Here is a 15,529-nt window from a genome sequence, read left to right as displayed (position 1 = left end):
GCATGTTCAAGACCCATCGCACTGCATCTACTGCCCTGGTTGCCCTGCTGGCCTTCTCTACAGCGGTTCCCACCGTTGTGGCGCATGCTGCACCCGCTCATAAGACTGCTCCCAAAAAGGAGCAGCCACCTGCGGCAAAGCCACCCGAAGATCAAATCTTGGCTGTTATCAACGGCCAGGTCCTGACCCAGCGTGATGTGGATAACCGCGCCAAGCTGTTCGTGCTCTCCACAGGCCTACCTGTCAGCCCGGATGTTATGAACCGCATGCGCGGCCAGATCATTCACCAGCTGATCGAAGAGCGTCTGAAGACCCAGGAAATGCTCAAGCGACACATCAATGTCGAGCCCGAGCAGATTGCCGGAGCCATCAGCAACATCGAACAGCGCAACGGCATGCCCAAAAATGCCCTGCGAGATCGCCTTGCGTCTGACGGCGTTTCCCTGACAACGCTGATTGATCAGATCCGTGTACAGATTGGCTGGATGCAGGTGCTCCGTGAGCAACTGGGCGAAGGGGGGCGTATCACAGCCACCCAAATTGCACAGCGTGAACAAGCTCTTCAGGCCGAGCAGGGTCGTCCTCAGTACATGATGAGCGAAATTTTCGTTCCGGTTGCTGACCCTCGCCACGATGAGAACGAACTTGCGTTCACACGCACCATCATCTCACAGCTTCGCGAAGGGGCTCCCTTCCCGATTGTTGCTGCCCAGTTCTCGCAGGCACAGTCTGCTCTCGATGGCGGTTCCATGGGATGGGTACAGGAAGACAGCCTGGATCCACAGGTTGTGAATGTTGTTCGACAGATGCCGATTGGCGCGATTTCCAATCCAATCCAGGTTGCAGGCGGCTTCGTTATTGCAACAGTTCAGGCCAAACGCGTTGTTGGAAAGCAGATGGGCACGCTCGTCGCCCTGCGTCAGGCATTCTTTCCCTTCGATGCGCCGCTGAACCCACAGAATCCAACTGCTCAGCAGCAGGCCGCCCTTCAGAAGGCAACTCATGCAGTGGAGACAATCCACAGCTGCGATGCCATGGAAGCACTTAACAAGTCCTTGGGAGAAAAACGTCCCAGCAATCCGGGCACGCAGGTTCTGGAGCGTCTGGCTCCCCAGATGCGCTCCATCATCGAGCCTCTGCCTGTAAACAAAGTAAGCCATCCGCTGGTTTCCATGGATGGAATTGCACTACTGATGGTCTGTGATCGCCAGCAGAAAAATCTGGCACAGCAGACACCTGGGGAAATTGCCGATCAGCTCATGAACGAACGCGTTGAACAGGCTTCACGCCAGCTCCAACGCGATCTGCAGCGCCGCTCCATCATCGATATCCGCCCCGCAGCGAAGCCGGCTCTCAACTGACGTGAGCCTTCCTTCTCTAAAAGAGTCCATCCAGGCTTACGGTCTGGATGCAAAAAAATCCCTCGGTCAGCACTTTCTTCTGGACCCGGGAATCTGTGCCCGGATCGTCGCCTTGGGCGGTGATCTGACAGGACGAAGTGTTGTTGAAATCGGTCCTGGTCCTGGTGGCCTGACACGCGCTCTGCTCGATAGTCCGGCAAGCCGAGTTGATGCTGTGGAAATTGACGAGCGTGCCTGGCCGCTACTCGAAGAGCTGGCCGGGCACTATCCGGATCGTCTGCATATTATCCGACAGGATGCCCTGAAACTGGATGCGGCGAGCCTTGCCCCCGCTCCCAGACAGATCATCGCCAACCTGCCTTATAATGTTGCCACGCCCCTTCTTGTTGGCTGGTTGAGACAGGCCCATTCTTGGGAACGCCTGTCTTTGATGTTCCAGCTTGAAGTTGCTGAACGCATCTGTGCTGAGCCAGATACTTCTGCGTACGGGCGGCTTGCTGTTCTGGCCCAATGGTGCGCGTCCTGCTCTGTGGCTCTGCGTATTCCACCAGGGGCATTTTCCCCACCGCCTAAGGTTCACTCGGCCGTTGCGGTTCTCATTCCGCATGCAGAGCAGCCCGCACCAGAGCTTTTCCGTGCGATGGAGCGCGTCACAGCGGCTGCCTTCGGACAGCGTCGCAAAATGCTACGCTCATCTCTCAAATCGATTGGTGGGGAAGCACTTCTGGACGCTGCGGGTATCGAGCCCACACGCCGGGCTGAAACCCTGAGCGTTGCAGAATTTGGCCGCCTTGCAGAGCTGCATCTTGCCCGCTCCCGCGCCTGAGAACCTTTCCCGCTGTCGTTGGGCCGCAACAGACCCCCTTCTTCGCCAGTACCACGACGAAGAGTGGGGCGTTCCGATCCATGATAGCCGTGAGCTGTGGGAGACCCTCGTTCTGGAAAGCTTTCAGGCGGGTTTATCCTGGGCAATTGTTCTGAAAAGGCGTGAAGGGTTTCGGAAAGCCTTTGCTAACTTTGACCCTGAAAAAGTAGCGCTCTTTACGGAACAGGATATCGACCGCCTCATGCAGGATCCCGGAATCATCCGGGCCCGTGCCAAGATCAAAGCCACCATAGGCAATGCACAAGCCTACCTCGCCATGAAGGAACAAGGCGAAGATTTCGCAGGTTTCATTGCCTCCCTGGTCCCGAATGCTCCGATTTATAATTCGACCGGAGCAGTCTTGGCGCAGTCGCCTCTTTCAGTAACTGTGTCTAAAGCTTTAAAAGCTCGAGGTTTTCGCTTCGTGGGGCCTGTCATCGTGTATGCTTGGATGCAGGCCGTGGGTCTGATCCACGATCATGACCCATCCTGCTTTCGCTACGAACCCCAAGTTTAAAAACTCAGACTGCGCTTTTCGCACGCTCACTTTCAAACATGTAATCACGGGTCAAAGGCACAGCATCCACGGACCGTGTCAGCTGAAGCTGAAAATTCATGTGCCCTTGCACGCGGAACGCCAGCTCGCTTCCCACGAGATATAACTCGAACATCCGCACAAACCGTTCGTCATACAGATCAATGATTTTCTGTCTGTTGGTCTCAAAACGCTTGCGCCATTCTGCAATTGTCTTGGCATAGTGCAGACGCAGAACTTCGCAGTCCGTCATCCAAAGGCCAGTGCGCTCAACAGCAGCCAGCGTCTCGCTTAGAGACGGGGAATATCCGCCGGGAAAGATGTATTTCTGGAGCCAGGCGTTAGTCGTTCCAGGCCCATCCGTTCGACCGATCGAGTGGATCAAAGCAACGCCATCCGGCTTCAAACATTCCTTGATTCCGCGAAAATAGCGCTCAAATTGCGGCTGCCCAACGTGCTCGAACATTCCGACTGACACGACACGATCGAACTCGTGGTGAACGTTGCGGTAGTCCATGAGCTCGAAACGGACCTGCCCTTCCAGCCCCTCTGCGCGCACCCGAGCCCGCGCCTCCTCCAACTGCTCCTTGGAAAGCGTAATACCGACAACCGTTGCGCCATATTCTTTTGCCAGTGTCAGCGCCAGACCGCCCCAGCCGCACCCAATATCCAGAACTTCCAATCCAGGACGATTCAGATTCAACTTGGAGGCAATATGTCGCTTCTTCGCGATCTGAGCCTCCTCAAGCGTCATGTCTTCGCGCTGGAAGTAGGCACAGGAATACTGACGGTCCTTATCAAGAAACAAGTCATACAGGCGACCATTCAGATCATAATGATGCGCAACATTCCGGCTTGAGCGCTTGAGGGAATTAAGTCCCTTAAAAGGCCGAAGAAGGTAACGGAGTCGATCCTCGATCTCTTCGAAAACATGACCACCTTGTGTGATGTTCGCCATCAGAACGATCATCAGCGTCTCAAGAGTGCATCCTTCCGGCGCAAGTTCGCCAGCCATGTATTCTTCGCCAAACGCCAACCCGGAATTAATAACCAGAGAACGCTCAGCCTGTTTTGTTTTGAGATGTAAGCCCGCTTCAACGCCGGGAGAAGCCCCACGATAGGTATGCACCGTACCGTCGCTGAAAGTGACTCGTAGCGTTCCGACCTGAATAAATTTCTTCAGAACGAAATCGAGAATGGGTTTCACGCCTGTCTCCCTCCTGTTCACGCGTCATGACAAGACATGACACAGTCTTCAGTTTCCTGACTGGGAGAGCAGACATCAAAAAACCCGGCGCGGGAATACCCGGCCGGGTTTTCTGTTGGCTATGCCAGCGAAATCAGCCTTCGACTTCTTCCGTGACTGCAGCTTCGGCAGCAGCTTCTTCAGCTGCGTTCTCTGCCTGCAGTTCGCCGAGGATGTTGTCATCCTCTTCTTCCACGCCAACGGCTTCGCCGCGGGCCTGGCGCTCAGCTTCTTCAGCAGAACGTGCAACGTTGACTGTCAGCGGAATGGACACTTCCGGGTGCAGGACGATGCGGGCTTCCGTCAGGCCAAGAGACTTGATCGGGTGAGCCAGAACAACCTGCTGACGAGCAACCGTAAGGCCAGCGTCCGTAGCAGCAACAGCGATATCACGCGTGCTGACGGAGCCGTACAGGTTGCCGCTGTCACTTGCCTGACGGATGATGACAACAGACAGGCTGTCCATACGTTCGGCAAGACGCTCGGCTTCTTCGCGCTTCTTGATGTTCAGCGCTTCAAGCTGGGCGCGCTCCGTGTCAAAGCGCTTGCGGTTTGCGGCCGTAGCACGCATCGCCTTGCCTTGCGGAAGCAGGAAGTTACGGGCGTAACCCGGCTTCACGGAAACAAGATCGCCCATCTGGCCGAGATGCTCGACCCGCTGGAGCAGGATCAGTGCGGTCTGGGACATGGTGCTCTCCTCAGCTTACGACGTAGGGGAGCAGGGCAAGGAAGCGGGCACGCTTGATAGCCTGCGCCAGCTCACGCTGCTTCTTGGCCGAAACAGCCGTGATACGGCTCGGCACGATCTTGCCACGCTCAGAGAGGAAGCGGCTCAGAAGACGCACGTCCTTGTAGTCGATCTTCGGCGCATTCGGGCCGGAGAACGGGCAGGACTTACGACGACGATAGAAAGGACGGCGTGCGCCGACAGCCGTGCGACGGGCTGCTGGGTTGACGTCGTTCACGTCGGTGGTGGTTGTATCGGACATGTTTCTTACTCCGCTCCAGCCGCCTCACGAGCATCGTCCTGCTCGCCGCGTGCACGGTATTCTTCACGGTCTTCGCTGCCACGACGCGGGCCGCCACGGCCGCTCTCGAAGCGACCAGCCGGCTTGGAGCCGCCACGGAAGCTACCACGGTCGCCGCGGTCATCATTCTTGCGAGCAAGAACCGGGGACGGAGTTTCATCGATTTCGTCAACGCGAAGCGTCAGAACGCGAAGCACGTCTTCGTTCAGGCCGAGCTGACGCTCAACTTCACGAAGCGTATCCGGCGTGCAGTCGATACCGAGCAGGACGTAATGGCCCTTACGGTTCTTCTTGATGCGGTATGCGAGCGAACGGAGACCCCAGAATTCGCGCTTCTGGATGGAACCACCATTCTCGGTCAGCAGGGCTTCAATGGTCTCAACCAGGCTCTCGACCTGTGCCTGAGACACATCGTTACGTGCGATGAGCACGCTTTCGTACAGTGGCATGAAAACTCCCTTCGGATAAGGTCAACCCAACTGGTCCAGCCCGTGCCGGAGACAGTGCAATCTTTGGGGAAAGCGCGGGTATAGCCGGCGCGACGCCACATCGCCCGGCAGGGAAAGGCTGCATTAATCATGCAGCCTAACGGAAATCAAGGATAAACTCAGAGTCGACGCAGCTCTGCCGGGACATATTCGTCAGGAACGTTCCAGATTTCCTGAACAACATACTGAATTACAAACCCACATTTCTGATAATTGGTCAGAGCTCTGGGATGATCCAGTGTGCAGGTATTGACCCGCAATCGCCAGCACCCTGCCGCAAACGCCTGAGAAATCGCGGAATCCAGCAATGCCCGACCTAAGCCATGACCAATCGCTGCTGGCAGAAGTCCGAAGTACGCCAGATTGGCGTCTCCACCCTCTCTCAGATCCAGTTCGTAAAACCCGAGAGGCGTACCATCTGCCTGCCAGAGCACCATGAAGTAAACGTCAGGATCATGGACAATTTCAGCAAGTTTTTCGTCCGGCATCGGACGACGCATCCACCAGCAATATGCTTCACCGACTTCTCGATAAAGCTTTCGGTATAGCGGCAATGCCGGAGGGAGAACTCTCTCAAGAGAGACCCCCTCTGGCAAAACCGGAGCTGGGCGGCTTGCCCTCGTCTCCAGAAAAGTCACACCCACCTCAAAACGGGTGGATGATCCCTGCGGATGAAGCCAGGCCGGCAGCATGACCCAGACGATCAGTTATCGTCGAGGAAGGAACGCAGCTTGCGGCTGCGGCTCGGGTGCTTGAGCTTGCGAAGAGCCTTTGCCTCGATCTGACGGATACGCTCACGCGTCACGTTGAATTGCTGGCCCACTTCCTCAAGGGTGTGGTCCGTGTTCATACCAATACCGAAACGCATCCGCAGAACGCGCTCTTCACGTGGCGTCAATGATGCCAGAACGCGCGTGGTTGCTTCACGCAGATTGGTCTGGATCGCGGCATCCAACGGAATAACAGCCGTCTTATCCTCGATGAAGTCACCAAGATGGCTGTCCTCCTCGTCGCCAATCGGCGTTTCAAGGGAGATCGGCTCCTTGGCAATCTTCAGGACCTTCCGAACCTTCTCCAGCGGCATGCCAAGCTTCTCAGCCAGCTCTTCCGGAGCCGGCTCGCGCCCGATCTCATGCAGCATCTGACGGGACGTCCGCACCAGCTTGTTGATCGTTTCGATCATGTGCACCGGAATACGGATCGTCTTGGCCTGATCGGCGATAGAACGCGTGATCGCCTGACGGATCCACCAGGTGGCATAGGTCGAGAACTTGTAACCGCGACGGTACTCGAACTTGTCCACAGCCTTCATCAGACCGATGTTGCCTTCCTGAATCAGATCCAGGAACTGCAGACCACGGTTCGTGTACTTCTTGGCAATCGAGATCACGAGACGAAGGTTGGCCTCGATCATTTCCTTCTTGGCACGCGTGGAGTCACGCTCACCACGAGAAATGGTCGCATACACACGACGGAATTCCCCAACTGGCAGGCCAGTCTCGTGAGAAAGCGCCGCAAGGTCAGCACGCATGGACCGGATCTGGTCCAGGTGCTTGGTCGTCAGCGTCTTCCAGCCCTTACCGGGCAGAGTGCAGATAAAATCAACCCACGTCGGGTCCATCTCGCGGTTACGATACTTCAGCAGGAAGTCATCACGCGAAATCTTGCAGCCCTCAGCCAGACGCAGCAAGCGGCCTTCGAGGTTGTTCAGACGCTGAACATGCATCTTGATCTGGGCAACAAGCTCTTCAATCCGGTTGTTATGCAGGTGAACCTGCTCCACCAGACTGACCAGTTCATGGCGCAGCTCTTCGTAGATGTTCTCAGACTTGTCCGAGCTTTCCTCACCGGCCGTCAGGGCCTCCAGACGCTTGACCTGAAGCTGACGCAGCTTGTGATACAGCGGCTCAATGGCTTCGAAGCGGGCCAGAATTTCTGGCTTCAGCTTCTCTTCCAGAGCAGACAGGGACAGGCCACTGCCTTCCTGCTGATCGCCGTCGCCTTCTTCAGCATCGTCGTCCGTGGCGTCTTCGTCAGCCGCCGCGTCCTCGCCTTCCTCGCTCTCTTCGCCTTCAGGACCCGGACCGACAGCCTGACTGGCTTCCAGATCGACGATGTCGCGGAGGAGCATTTCGCCGTCCTTGAGGCGTTCATGCCAGGAAATGATCGCGCGGATCGTCAGCGGGCTTTCGCAAAGCCCGCCAATCATCTCATCACGACCCGCTTCAATGCGCTTGGCGATCGCGATTTCGCCTTCGCGAGACAGAAGCTCTACAGAGCCCATCTCACGCAGATACATCCGAACCGGATCATCCGTGCGGCTGGCAGCCTCGGCATCAATATTGCCGCCCTGAGGCTCGTCTGATTCCTCAGCTTCTTCCTTGGCTTCTTCCTGAGCCGGCTCAGCTTCGTCCTGTTCTTCGTTTTCCAGAACCTGAATGCCCATCTCTGACAGAGCTGCCATGACGTCTTCGATCTGCTCGGAGGACATCTGGTCCTGCGGCAGAACGGCGTTCAGCTCGTCAAAGGTAATATGGCCACGCTCACGCCCTTTGGCGATCAGCCGCTTCACGGCAGCGGATTGCGTATCAAGAAGAGTGGCATCCCCCTCCTGTTCCTGCGCGTTCCGATCCGTACCAGAGGCTGTTTTCGTCGCCATGCGTCTCTCCCTCAACTCCACCGAAAGCAAGCAATTCGGCAGCGTGCAGGTGGTCGATCCTGAGCCGTAAGTCAAGGTTTAGACGAAAAAGAAAGCAACTTCAGGGCAATAAAAAACGTTAGCCCCGGCCTTTTTCACCCTTCTTCTTCAACATCCTCACCTCGCCGCAGTGCTTCCAGAACCCTCATCCGCGCCAGCAGGCTTTCCGGAAAAGATGAGTCTCCGCCCCCTCCACCAGAATAGACCTGCATGATGGTTGCCTGAATGTCATTGGCCACTTCGCGCTCGAAATTGCGAAAATTTACAAGCCCGTAAAAGTGCCACCAGCTCTCCACAACATCGATCTTGAGAACTTCATCCCTGTCTTTTCCGAGACCCACTTCCCGAGGCATCGGACTTTCTGTCACGGCCGCCACGATATCCGTCAGCCCATGAGCCTCGATCCAGCGATGGCAGTTCTCTTCCGTCAGATCCTCGTCCTGACAACTCCAGTCCAGAAGAGCAGAGCGAATCCGATCCAGATCCACCGGGAGTGCCAGACTGCTATAGGCTTGCTCCACCTCCGGAAGAATATCCGGATAGCGCAGCAGCATTGCAGTCAGGATGTTGAGACGTTCCACACTTCCCTGCTCGATATGTCGCATCTCGGCAGGGGCCTGTGTTGAGAGAGGAAGCGCTACCCCTTTCTTCTGGAATGGCTTTTTGCTTCCACCACCGCGCCTGAAGCGCGCGAAAAACATATCCAGAAACGTACTGCGATATTCAGACGCAAGTGCCCGATCCGGGATCAGCTTTGACAGAGCAACAAGCTTCTCACGCAACGCCGCCCGCTGATCGGGACCGGGATCAACCATCCCCCCTGTCATCAACCCGAACAATTCAGTCGCCAGAGACGTCGCCCCAGACAGGGCTTCCTTCATGGCCGCAACACCGCGTGTCCGGATCAAACTATCCGGGTCATCTTTAGGATCCAGACGGCAGAACCTGAGCGTTCGTTCGGGAGACAGAAGCGGAAGCGCGACTTCACAGACCCGCAAAGCGGCGCGGGCTCCTGCCGCATCACCATCCAGACACAGGATCGGAGAGGGCGTCATGCGCCACAGCAGATCAAGCTGCTCTTCGCCCAGCGCAGTCCCCAACGGCGCCACAGCACCGCCAAAGCCTGCCTGGTCCAGAGCAATGACGTCCATATACCCTTCAACCACAACAAGCTCAGCGCCCTTGTGGACAGCCTCACGCGCCAGATCGAGGTTGTAGAGTGTGCGCCGCTTGGAGAAGAGCGCCGTCTCCGGACCATTGAGATATTTTGGCTGCCCGTCCCCCAGGGTGCGCGCTCCAAAAGAAATCAGCTTGCCGCGGCGATCCCGGATCGGAAACGTCACGCGATTGAAAAACAGCTCCCCTTTGGGCTGCCCCCGATCATCCACGCGCAAAATGCCAGCCTGAACCAGCATTTCAGGCGTCACATCATGAGCGCGCAATTCCTCAACCAGATGCCGCCCATCGCCAGACCACCCCAAACCGAACCGCTCGATAGTCGCGTCACTCAGTCCCCGTCCACGCAGATAAGCGAGCCCTTCCCGCCCTTCCTGAAGAAAGAGCCGACGCCGATAGCTGGCCTGAACGAGAGACAAGACATCGCCAAGAGATTTGACCTCCCGCGCACGCGCCTCACTCCGTGGGTCCTGCTTCGGAACTTCAAGGCCTGCTTCAGCGGCTAATTGCTCAACAGCCTCAGGGAAACTCCGGCCATCGCTTTGCATGACAAAGGAAATCGCATCGCCATGTGCGCCACAGCCAAAGCAATGAAAATGATCATCATAAACGTAGAAAGACGGCGTCTTTTCCCCGTGGAAAGGACAGCATGTCTTCCAGTTACGACCGGAGCGAACCAGCTTATTGCGACGCCCGATCAGGGAGGCCAGCGGCGTTCGATTGCGGAGTTCGTCCAGAAAGGCGGCGTCGAATGCCATCGGGCAGCAGGAGCCTTTCAATCAGTTCCGTCGGAAGAGATGGCTCTTACAAGCCTGAGACAGGAAAATCTACTCTGGCTCCAACAGCGGACACTCAAAGAAAAACAGAAAGGTTATTGGCCGTTTCTGAAACAATCGTAGCCGTTTTCCTGATCTGGAAACGATTACAATATGACAACCAAAAGAAATTTTTTTCTTTTGACACCCATCAATGGAAGAGGCGCAAATATAGCGTCAATATGGCAGTCGAACGAGGTGCAGGCCCCTGCATCCCTTTAGTGGGGTGGATGAGTCGCGCCTTCACAAAAGATTAAAGACGCAGGATCTCAACCTATGACCGTAAAAATCACGGTACTAAAAGAACAGGACGAAGGCGGTGAACGTCGCGTCGCCCTGATCCCGCAGGTTGTCGAGCGCCTCAGCAGCCTCGGCGTCTCTTTCGCGATGGAAAACGGGGCTGGTGTCGCCTCTTCCTATCCGGATGAAACCTATAAAGACGTAACCCTTTCAACAGACCGGAAAGCTCTCCTCGGCGATGCGGATATTGTCCTCGCCGTTCAGCCTCCCACCATTGAAACCGTTCAGGCCATGAAGCCCGGCGCCATTCTGGTGTCCTTCATTTACGGACGAAACCACCCTGATCTGGTTAAGGCCCTTCGGAACCAGAAAGTCACCTGCTTCGCCATGGAGCTGGTTCCCCGCATTTCCCGCGCACAGGCCATGGACGCCCTGTCCAGTCAGGCCACCCTCGCCGGCTATTACGCCGTTCTGCTCGGGGCCGTGCACATGACCAAGATCCTCCCCATGATGACCACGGCCGTCGGCTCCCTGCGGGCCGCACAGGTTCTGGTCATGGGCCTTGGCGTCGCTGGCCTTCAGGCCCTTGCTACCGCCAAGCGCCTCGGTGCCGTGACCGAAGGCTATGACGTCCGCCCCGAAACACGCGAAGAAGCACAGTCCCTCGGTGCCAAATTTGTCGATACCGGCGTAGATGCCACCGGCAAGGGCGGTTATGCCCGCGAACTGACGGATGAAGAAAAGCAAACAGTCCGCAAGGCCATCAGCGATCACATCGCCCGCGCCGACCTGATCGTCACCACGGCAGCCGTCCCCGGCAAGAAGGCTCCGCGCCTGATTGATGCCGAGCAGATCAAGGCCATGAAGCCCGGCTCCGTCATCATCGACCTCGGTGCAGAAGGTGGTGGCAACTGTGAAGGCACACAGGCTGGCCAGACGGTGCAGGTCGGCCCGACCACAATCGTTGGCCCGATCAATGTTCCGTCCATGCTCGCCCTTCAGGCCAGTGAACTCTATTCCAAAAACATCATGCATCTGCTCCAGCAGATCCTGACCAAGGACGGTCAGATCCAGCTGGATTTCACGGACGAAGTCATTTCCGGCACCGCCCTCACTCATGATGGCTACATCACGAACGAAGGCATCCGCACGGCCGTCGATCCGAATTCCCCGGCGCCGCCCGCACCGCAACCGCCTGCCCCGGCTGCCGCCCCTGCCGCACCGGCACAGGCTTCAGGACAGGAGGCCGCACGATGATCACCGCAATGACCTTCATCATCGCGCTCTACATCTTCATGCTCGCGGCTTTCACGGGCTACGAGGTCATCAGCCGCGTACCCTCCATTCTGCACACACCGCTGATGTCCGGCTCGAACTTCGTGCACGGCATTGTCGTCGTGGGTGCGCTGACAGCCCTGTTTAACGCCTCATCCATTCTCGAACAGATCGTTGGTTTTCTTGGCGTCATGATGGGCGCTGGTAACGTTGTCGGCGGTTACGTCGTGACTGACCGTATGCTGGCCATGTTCAAGCCCAGTGACAAAGCGGCTCCGCAGAAGGGAGCGCAGAAATGATCCTCCTCGAATATATCGTCGCTATCAGCGCGCTTATCGCCTCCGGCCTGCTGGTCTACGGCCTCAAGCGCATGTCCTCTCCCGTCACGGCCGTTTCCGGCATTGTGACGGCGGGTTGGGGTATGCTGTTCGTCACGGCTGCCAGCTTCCTCGGCATCTTCAGTGTTTCTGAAGCCGCAAAACCACATCTGGTCGTCAACGTCATTCTGGCCATTCTCGCCCTTGTCATCGGCGGCGGCTGGGCTGGCTGGAAAGGCCGCAGCGTTGCCATGACGGCGATGCCGCAGATGGTTGCTCTCTTTAACGGCATGGGTGGCGGTGCTGCCGCGGCTGTGTCCGTCATTGCCCTGACCGGCCCGAAAGAGACAGGCATCGTTCCGCTTCTCGTCACCGTCGCCGGTGGCCTGATCGGTAGCATGTCCCTATCCGGCTCTATCATTGCCTGGGCCAAGCTCGATGGCCGCATGAACAAGCCGATCCGTTTCGGTGGTCAGCGTATCGTCAATGCTGCCGTCTTCATGCTCACCGTCCTGCTCGGCATCATGGCAGCCTTCCTGTACCATCAGGATGGCGGCGGTATCGCCACGCTGCTGTTCTTCATCGGCGCCCTGCTGGCTGGCATTTGCATGACGATCCCCATCGGCGGCGCTGACATGCCGGTCGTGATCTCACTGTACAACGCCTTCACGGGTCTGGCTGTGGGTCTCGAAGGCTATGTCATGGCCGATCCGGCCCTGATGATTGCCGGTATGGTCGTGGGTTCCGCCGGTACGCTGCTGACGGTCATGATGGCCAAGGGCATGAACCGTTCGATTGCCAACGTGCTGTTCAGCAACTTCGGTGAAGCTTCTGCCTCCACAGCAACCGGTCCCGAGAAAGAAGCCAAGTCCGTCGCTCCAAGCGATGCTGCCACGACGATGCGCTATGCTTCGTCTGTCATCATCGTGCCGGGTTATGGTCTGGCCGTCGCTCAGGCTCAGGGCAAGCTGTACGACTTCGTCAAGCAGCTTCAGGCCGCGGGCGTGGACGTCAAGTTCGCCATCCACCCGGTCGCCGGTCGTATGCCGGGCCACATGAACGTGCTGCTCGCCGAAGCCGGCGTCCCGTATGACATGATCTATGACATGGCAGACATCAACGACAGCTTCGCTGACACGGATGTCGCCCTCATCATTGGCGCCAACGACGTGGTGAACCCATCCGCCCGGACGGACAAATCCTCCCCAATCTACGGCATGCCGATCCTGAATGCCGATCAGGCCCGTCAGGTCTTCGTCATCAAGCGTGGCATGGGCATGGGTTACTCCGCGGTTCAGAACCCGCTCTTCTTCCAGGACAACTGCGCCATGGTCTTCGGCGATGCGCAGGCCGTCCTCAGCAAGATGGTCGAAGCCGTCAAGGCTCTCGGCGCATCGTAAAACCCTTCTCAAGGAGACACTCTTATGGCTGATACAATGCTGGCCGCCGTCGTCCGCGAGTTCGGGAAGCCCCTCTCTGTCGAGAGGCTTCCCATCCCCGAGATCCGGCCTAACCAGATCCTCGTGAAAGTCGATACCTGCGGCGTCTGCCACACTGACCTGCATGCCGCAGAGGGTGACTGGCCCGCAAAGCCGAACCCACCGTTCATCCCCGGCCATGAAGGCATCGGCCATATCGTGGCCGTTGGCAGTCAAGTCAGCCACGCCAAGATCGGCGACGTGGTCGGTGTGCCGTGGCTCTATTCCGCCTGCGGGCACTGCGAACACTGCCTCGGCGGGTGGGAGACGCTGTGTAAGGATCAGGACGACACCGGCTACACAGTCAATGGCTGTTTCGCCGAATATGTCGTCGCAGATCCGAACTATGTTGCACATCTGCCCAGCAACATTGACGCACTCCAGGCCGCGCCTGTGCTCTGCGCTGGTCTGACCGTCTATAAGGGTCTGAAAATGACCGAGGCACGCCCCGGTCAGTGGATGGCCATTTCGGGCGTTGGCGGTCTGGGTCAGATGGCCGTTCAATACGCGGTCGCCATGGGCATGAATGTCGTGGCCGTCGATATTGACGACGACAAGCTCGCCACAGCCACAAAGCTTGGCGCAGCTCTGACCGTCAATGCCAAGGACAAGGACCCGGCAGCCTTTATCCAGCAGGAAGTCGGCGGCGCTCACGGCGCTCTCGTTACGGCTGTGGGCCGCACTGCGTTCTCGCAGGCCATGGGTTATGCCCGCCGTGGCGGCACAATCGTTCTGAATGGCCTTCCACCCGGAGACTTCCCGGTGTCGATCTTCGATATGGTCATGAATGGCACGACCATTCGTGGCTCCATCGTCGGCACACGGCTGGACATGATCGAAGCCATGGATTTCTTCGCCCGTGGCAAAGTGAAATCCGTCGTCACCGCAGACAAGATCGAGAACATCAACACGATCTTCGACAATCTCAAGAACGGCCGCCTTCAGGGCCGTACGGTTCTGGATTTCCGGTCCTGAGACAGGACGCCTGAGACTTTAGAAAGCACACGCCATGTTTGCCATGCAGCTCCGCCAACACCACCAGCCTTTGGAATGGGTGGAGCTGCCAGACCCCGAACCCGGACCGGACGAAATCCGCATCCGCATCGGGGCCTGTGGCGTCTGCCGGACAGACCTGCATGTCGTGGATGGCGAACTCGCCAACCCCACTCTTCCCATCATTCCCGGACATGAAATCGTCGGCCGGATCGACAAGCTCGGAAGCAACGTCAAGGGTCTGAGCGTCGGGGAACGGGTCGGCATCCCGTGGCTCGGCCATACCTGTGGGCATTGCTATTACTGCACGCACGGGATGGAAAATCTCTGCGATCACCCCCTTTTCACAGGCTTCACCCGCAATGGCGGCTATGCGACCATGACAGTCGCTGACGGCCGATATGCCTTTCCCATGGGTGACAAAGGGGAGGACAAGGACCTCGCCCCCCTGCTTTGCGCAGGCCTGATCGGCTGGCGCTGTCTCAGCAAAGCTGGCGACGGAAAAAAGATCGGCCTGTATGGCTTCGGAGCCGCCGCTCACATCATCATTCAGGTGCTCCACTGGCAGGGACGCGAGGTTTATGCCTTCACATCCCCTGGAGACACAGAGAAGCAGGCCTTCGCTCGTTACCTTGGCGCGGTTTGGGCAGGCGGTTCAGACGAACTCCCACCCGAACCGCTTGACGCCGTCATCCTGTTTGCGCCTGTCGGTGCTTTGGTTCCCGCCGGACTGAAAGCCGTCCGCAAGGGTGGAAAGGTCGTGTGTGGCGGCATCCACATGAGCCCGATCCCGTCCTTCTCATACGATACACTCTGGGAAGAACGTGAAATCGTCTCCGTTGCCAATCTAACCCGGCAGGACGGGTTGGATTTTCTAAAGCTGGCTCCTGAGATCGGCATCAAGGTCACGAATACGCCTTATGCCCTCAAAGATGCCAATCAGGCTCTGGATGACCTGCGTCATGGTCGCTTTGAAGGCGCCGCTGTTCTCATTCCATAAGGGGACATCACCAC

Annotated in this window: 15 protein-coding genes; 8 read left to right on the top strand and 7 right to left on the bottom strand. The window is 57.6% G+C overall.

Going from position 1 to position 15,529, the window contains the following annotated elements; genetic code table 11:
• Positions 1 to 2: 2 nt before the first annotated feature.
• The 3 genes from KP705_RS05040 to KP705_RS05030 are packed head-to-tail and all read left to right on the top strand — an operon-like array spanning position 3 to position 2,743.
• Positions 3 to 1,361: a peptidylprolyl isomerase gene (locus KP705_RS05040; RefSeq protein ID WP_046901245.1), complete on the top strand. Its 1,359-nt coding sequence runs from the start codon at positions 3 to 5 to the stop codon at positions 1,359 to 1,361.
• Between the two features lies 1 nt (position 1,362).
• Entirely contained in the window at positions 1,363 to 2,187 is an 825-nt protein-coding gene (gene rsmA, locus KP705_RS05035) for a 16S rRNA (adenine(1518)-N(6)/adenine(1519)-N(6))-dimethyltransferase RsmA (RefSeq protein ID WP_046901244.1), read from the top strand.
• Positions 2,168 to 2,743 carry a DNA-3-methyladenine glycosylase I gene (locus KP705_RS05030; protein WP_052750058.1) on the top strand — a complete coding sequence of 192 codons (576 nt, stop codon included), beginning with the start codon at positions 2,168 to 2,170 and terminating at the stop codon, positions 2,741 to 2,743. The genes rsmA and KP705_RS05030 overlap by 20 nt, the downstream gene beginning before the upstream one ends.
• 4 nt (positions 2,744 to 2,747) lie before the next feature.
• Here the strand turns inward: KP705_RS05030 and KP705_RS05025 are convergent, their stop codons facing one another.
• The 7 genes from KP705_RS05025 to dnaG form a co-directional block, all read right to left on the bottom strand.
• Positions 2,748 to 3,968, bottom strand: coding sequence for a cyclopropane-fatty-acyl-phospholipid synthase family protein (locus KP705_RS05025; RefSeq protein WP_046901242.1), 1,221 nt, complete (start codon positions 3,966 to 3,968; stop codon positions 2,748 to 2,750).
• Positions 3,969 to 4,101: 133 nt separating this feature from the next.
• On the bottom strand, positions 4,102 to 4,695 hold the full coding sequence (gene rplI / locus KP705_RS05020; RefSeq protein ID WP_215764125.1) for a 50S ribosomal protein L9: 594 nt from the start codon (positions 4,693 to 4,695) through the stop codon (positions 4,102 to 4,104).
• Between the two features lie 10 nt (positions 4,696 to 4,705).
• On the bottom strand, positions 4,706 to 4,996 hold the full coding sequence (gene rpsR, locus KP705_RS05015) for a 30S ribosomal protein S18 (protein ID WP_046901240.1): 291 nt from the start codon (positions 4,994 to 4,996) through the stop codon (positions 4,706 to 4,708).
• 5 nt (positions 4,997 to 5,001) lie between these two features.
• Positions 5,002 to 5,484 carry a 30S ribosomal protein S6 gene (rpsF, locus tag KP705_RS05010; protein ID WP_046901239.1) on the bottom strand — a complete coding sequence of 161 codons (483 nt, stop codon included), beginning with the start codon at positions 5,482 to 5,484 and terminating at the stop codon, positions 5,002 to 5,004.
• Between the two features lie 158 nt (positions 5,485 to 5,642).
• Positions 5,643 to 6,215: a GNAT family N-acetyltransferase gene (locus KP705_RS05005; RefSeq protein ID WP_046901238.1), complete on the bottom strand. Its 573-nt coding sequence runs from the start codon at positions 6,213 to 6,215 to the stop codon at positions 5,643 to 5,645.
• A gap of 11 nt (positions 6,216 to 6,226) precedes the next feature.
• Positions 6,227 to 8,182, bottom strand: a complete 1,956-nt coding sequence (gene rpoD / locus KP705_RS05000) for an RNA polymerase sigma factor RpoD (RefSeq protein WP_046901237.1) — start codon at positions 8,180 to 8,182, stop codon at positions 6,227 to 6,229.
• 134 nt (positions 8,183 to 8,316) lie between these two features.
• Positions 8,317 to 10,155: a DNA primase gene (gene dnaG / locus KP705_RS04995; RefSeq protein WP_046901236.1), complete on the bottom strand. Its 1,839-nt coding sequence runs from the start codon at positions 10,153 to 10,155 to the stop codon at positions 8,317 to 8,319.
• A 333-nt stretch (positions 10,156 to 10,488) separates the two neighbouring features.
• Between dnaG and KP705_RS04990 the strand changes: the two genes are divergently transcribed.
• From KP705_RS04990 to KP705_RS04970, 5 genes are read left to right on the top strand one after another with little or no spacing between them, the layout of a single operon-like run.
• The gene (locus tag KP705_RS04990; protein ID WP_046901234.1) at positions 10,489 to 11,709 is read left to right on the top strand and encodes an NAD(P) transhydrogenase subunit alpha; all 1,221 of its coding nucleotides are present in this window, start codon (positions 10,489 to 10,491) and stop codon (positions 11,707 to 11,709) included.
• Positions 11,706 to 12,026 (top strand): NAD(P) transhydrogenase subunit alpha, encoded by a 321-nt coding sequence (locus tag KP705_RS04985; protein WP_046901233.1) that lies wholly within the window; start codon positions 11,706 to 11,708, stop codon positions 12,024 to 12,026. Before KP705_RS04990 ends, KP705_RS04985 begins: the two co-directional genes overlap by 4 nt.
• Positions 12,023 to 13,444: an NAD(P)(+) transhydrogenase (Re/Si-specific) subunit beta gene (locus tag KP705_RS04980; protein ID WP_215764124.1), complete on the top strand. Its 1,422-nt coding sequence runs from the start codon at positions 12,023 to 12,025 to the stop codon at positions 13,442 to 13,444. The genes KP705_RS04985 and KP705_RS04980 overlap by 4 nt, the downstream gene beginning before the upstream one ends.
• 24 nt (positions 13,445 to 13,468) lie before the next feature.
• A complete protein-coding gene (gene adhP, locus KP705_RS04975; RefSeq protein ID WP_046901231.1) occupies positions 13,469 to 14,497 on the top strand; it encodes an alcohol dehydrogenase AdhP in 1,029 nt (342 codons plus the stop codon).
• Positions 14,498 to 14,531: 34 nt separating this feature from the next.
• Positions 14,532 to 15,515 carry a zinc-dependent alcohol dehydrogenase family protein gene (locus KP705_RS04970; protein ID WP_215764123.1) on the top strand — a complete coding sequence of 328 codons (984 nt, stop codon included), beginning with the start codon at positions 14,532 to 14,534 and terminating at the stop codon, positions 15,513 to 15,515.
• The last annotated feature ends 14 nt before the right edge of the window (positions 15,516 to 15,529 follow it).

The organism is Gluconobacter sp. P1D12_c (assembly GCF_018812105.1).
GTDB classification, from domain to species: domain Bacteria; phylum Pseudomonadota; class Alphaproteobacteria; order Acetobacterales; family Acetobacteraceae; genus Gluconobacter; species Gluconobacter oxydans_A.
The sequence above is the reverse complement of the archived record's forward strand: the minus strand, read 5'-3'. Positions and strand labels throughout refer to the sequence as shown.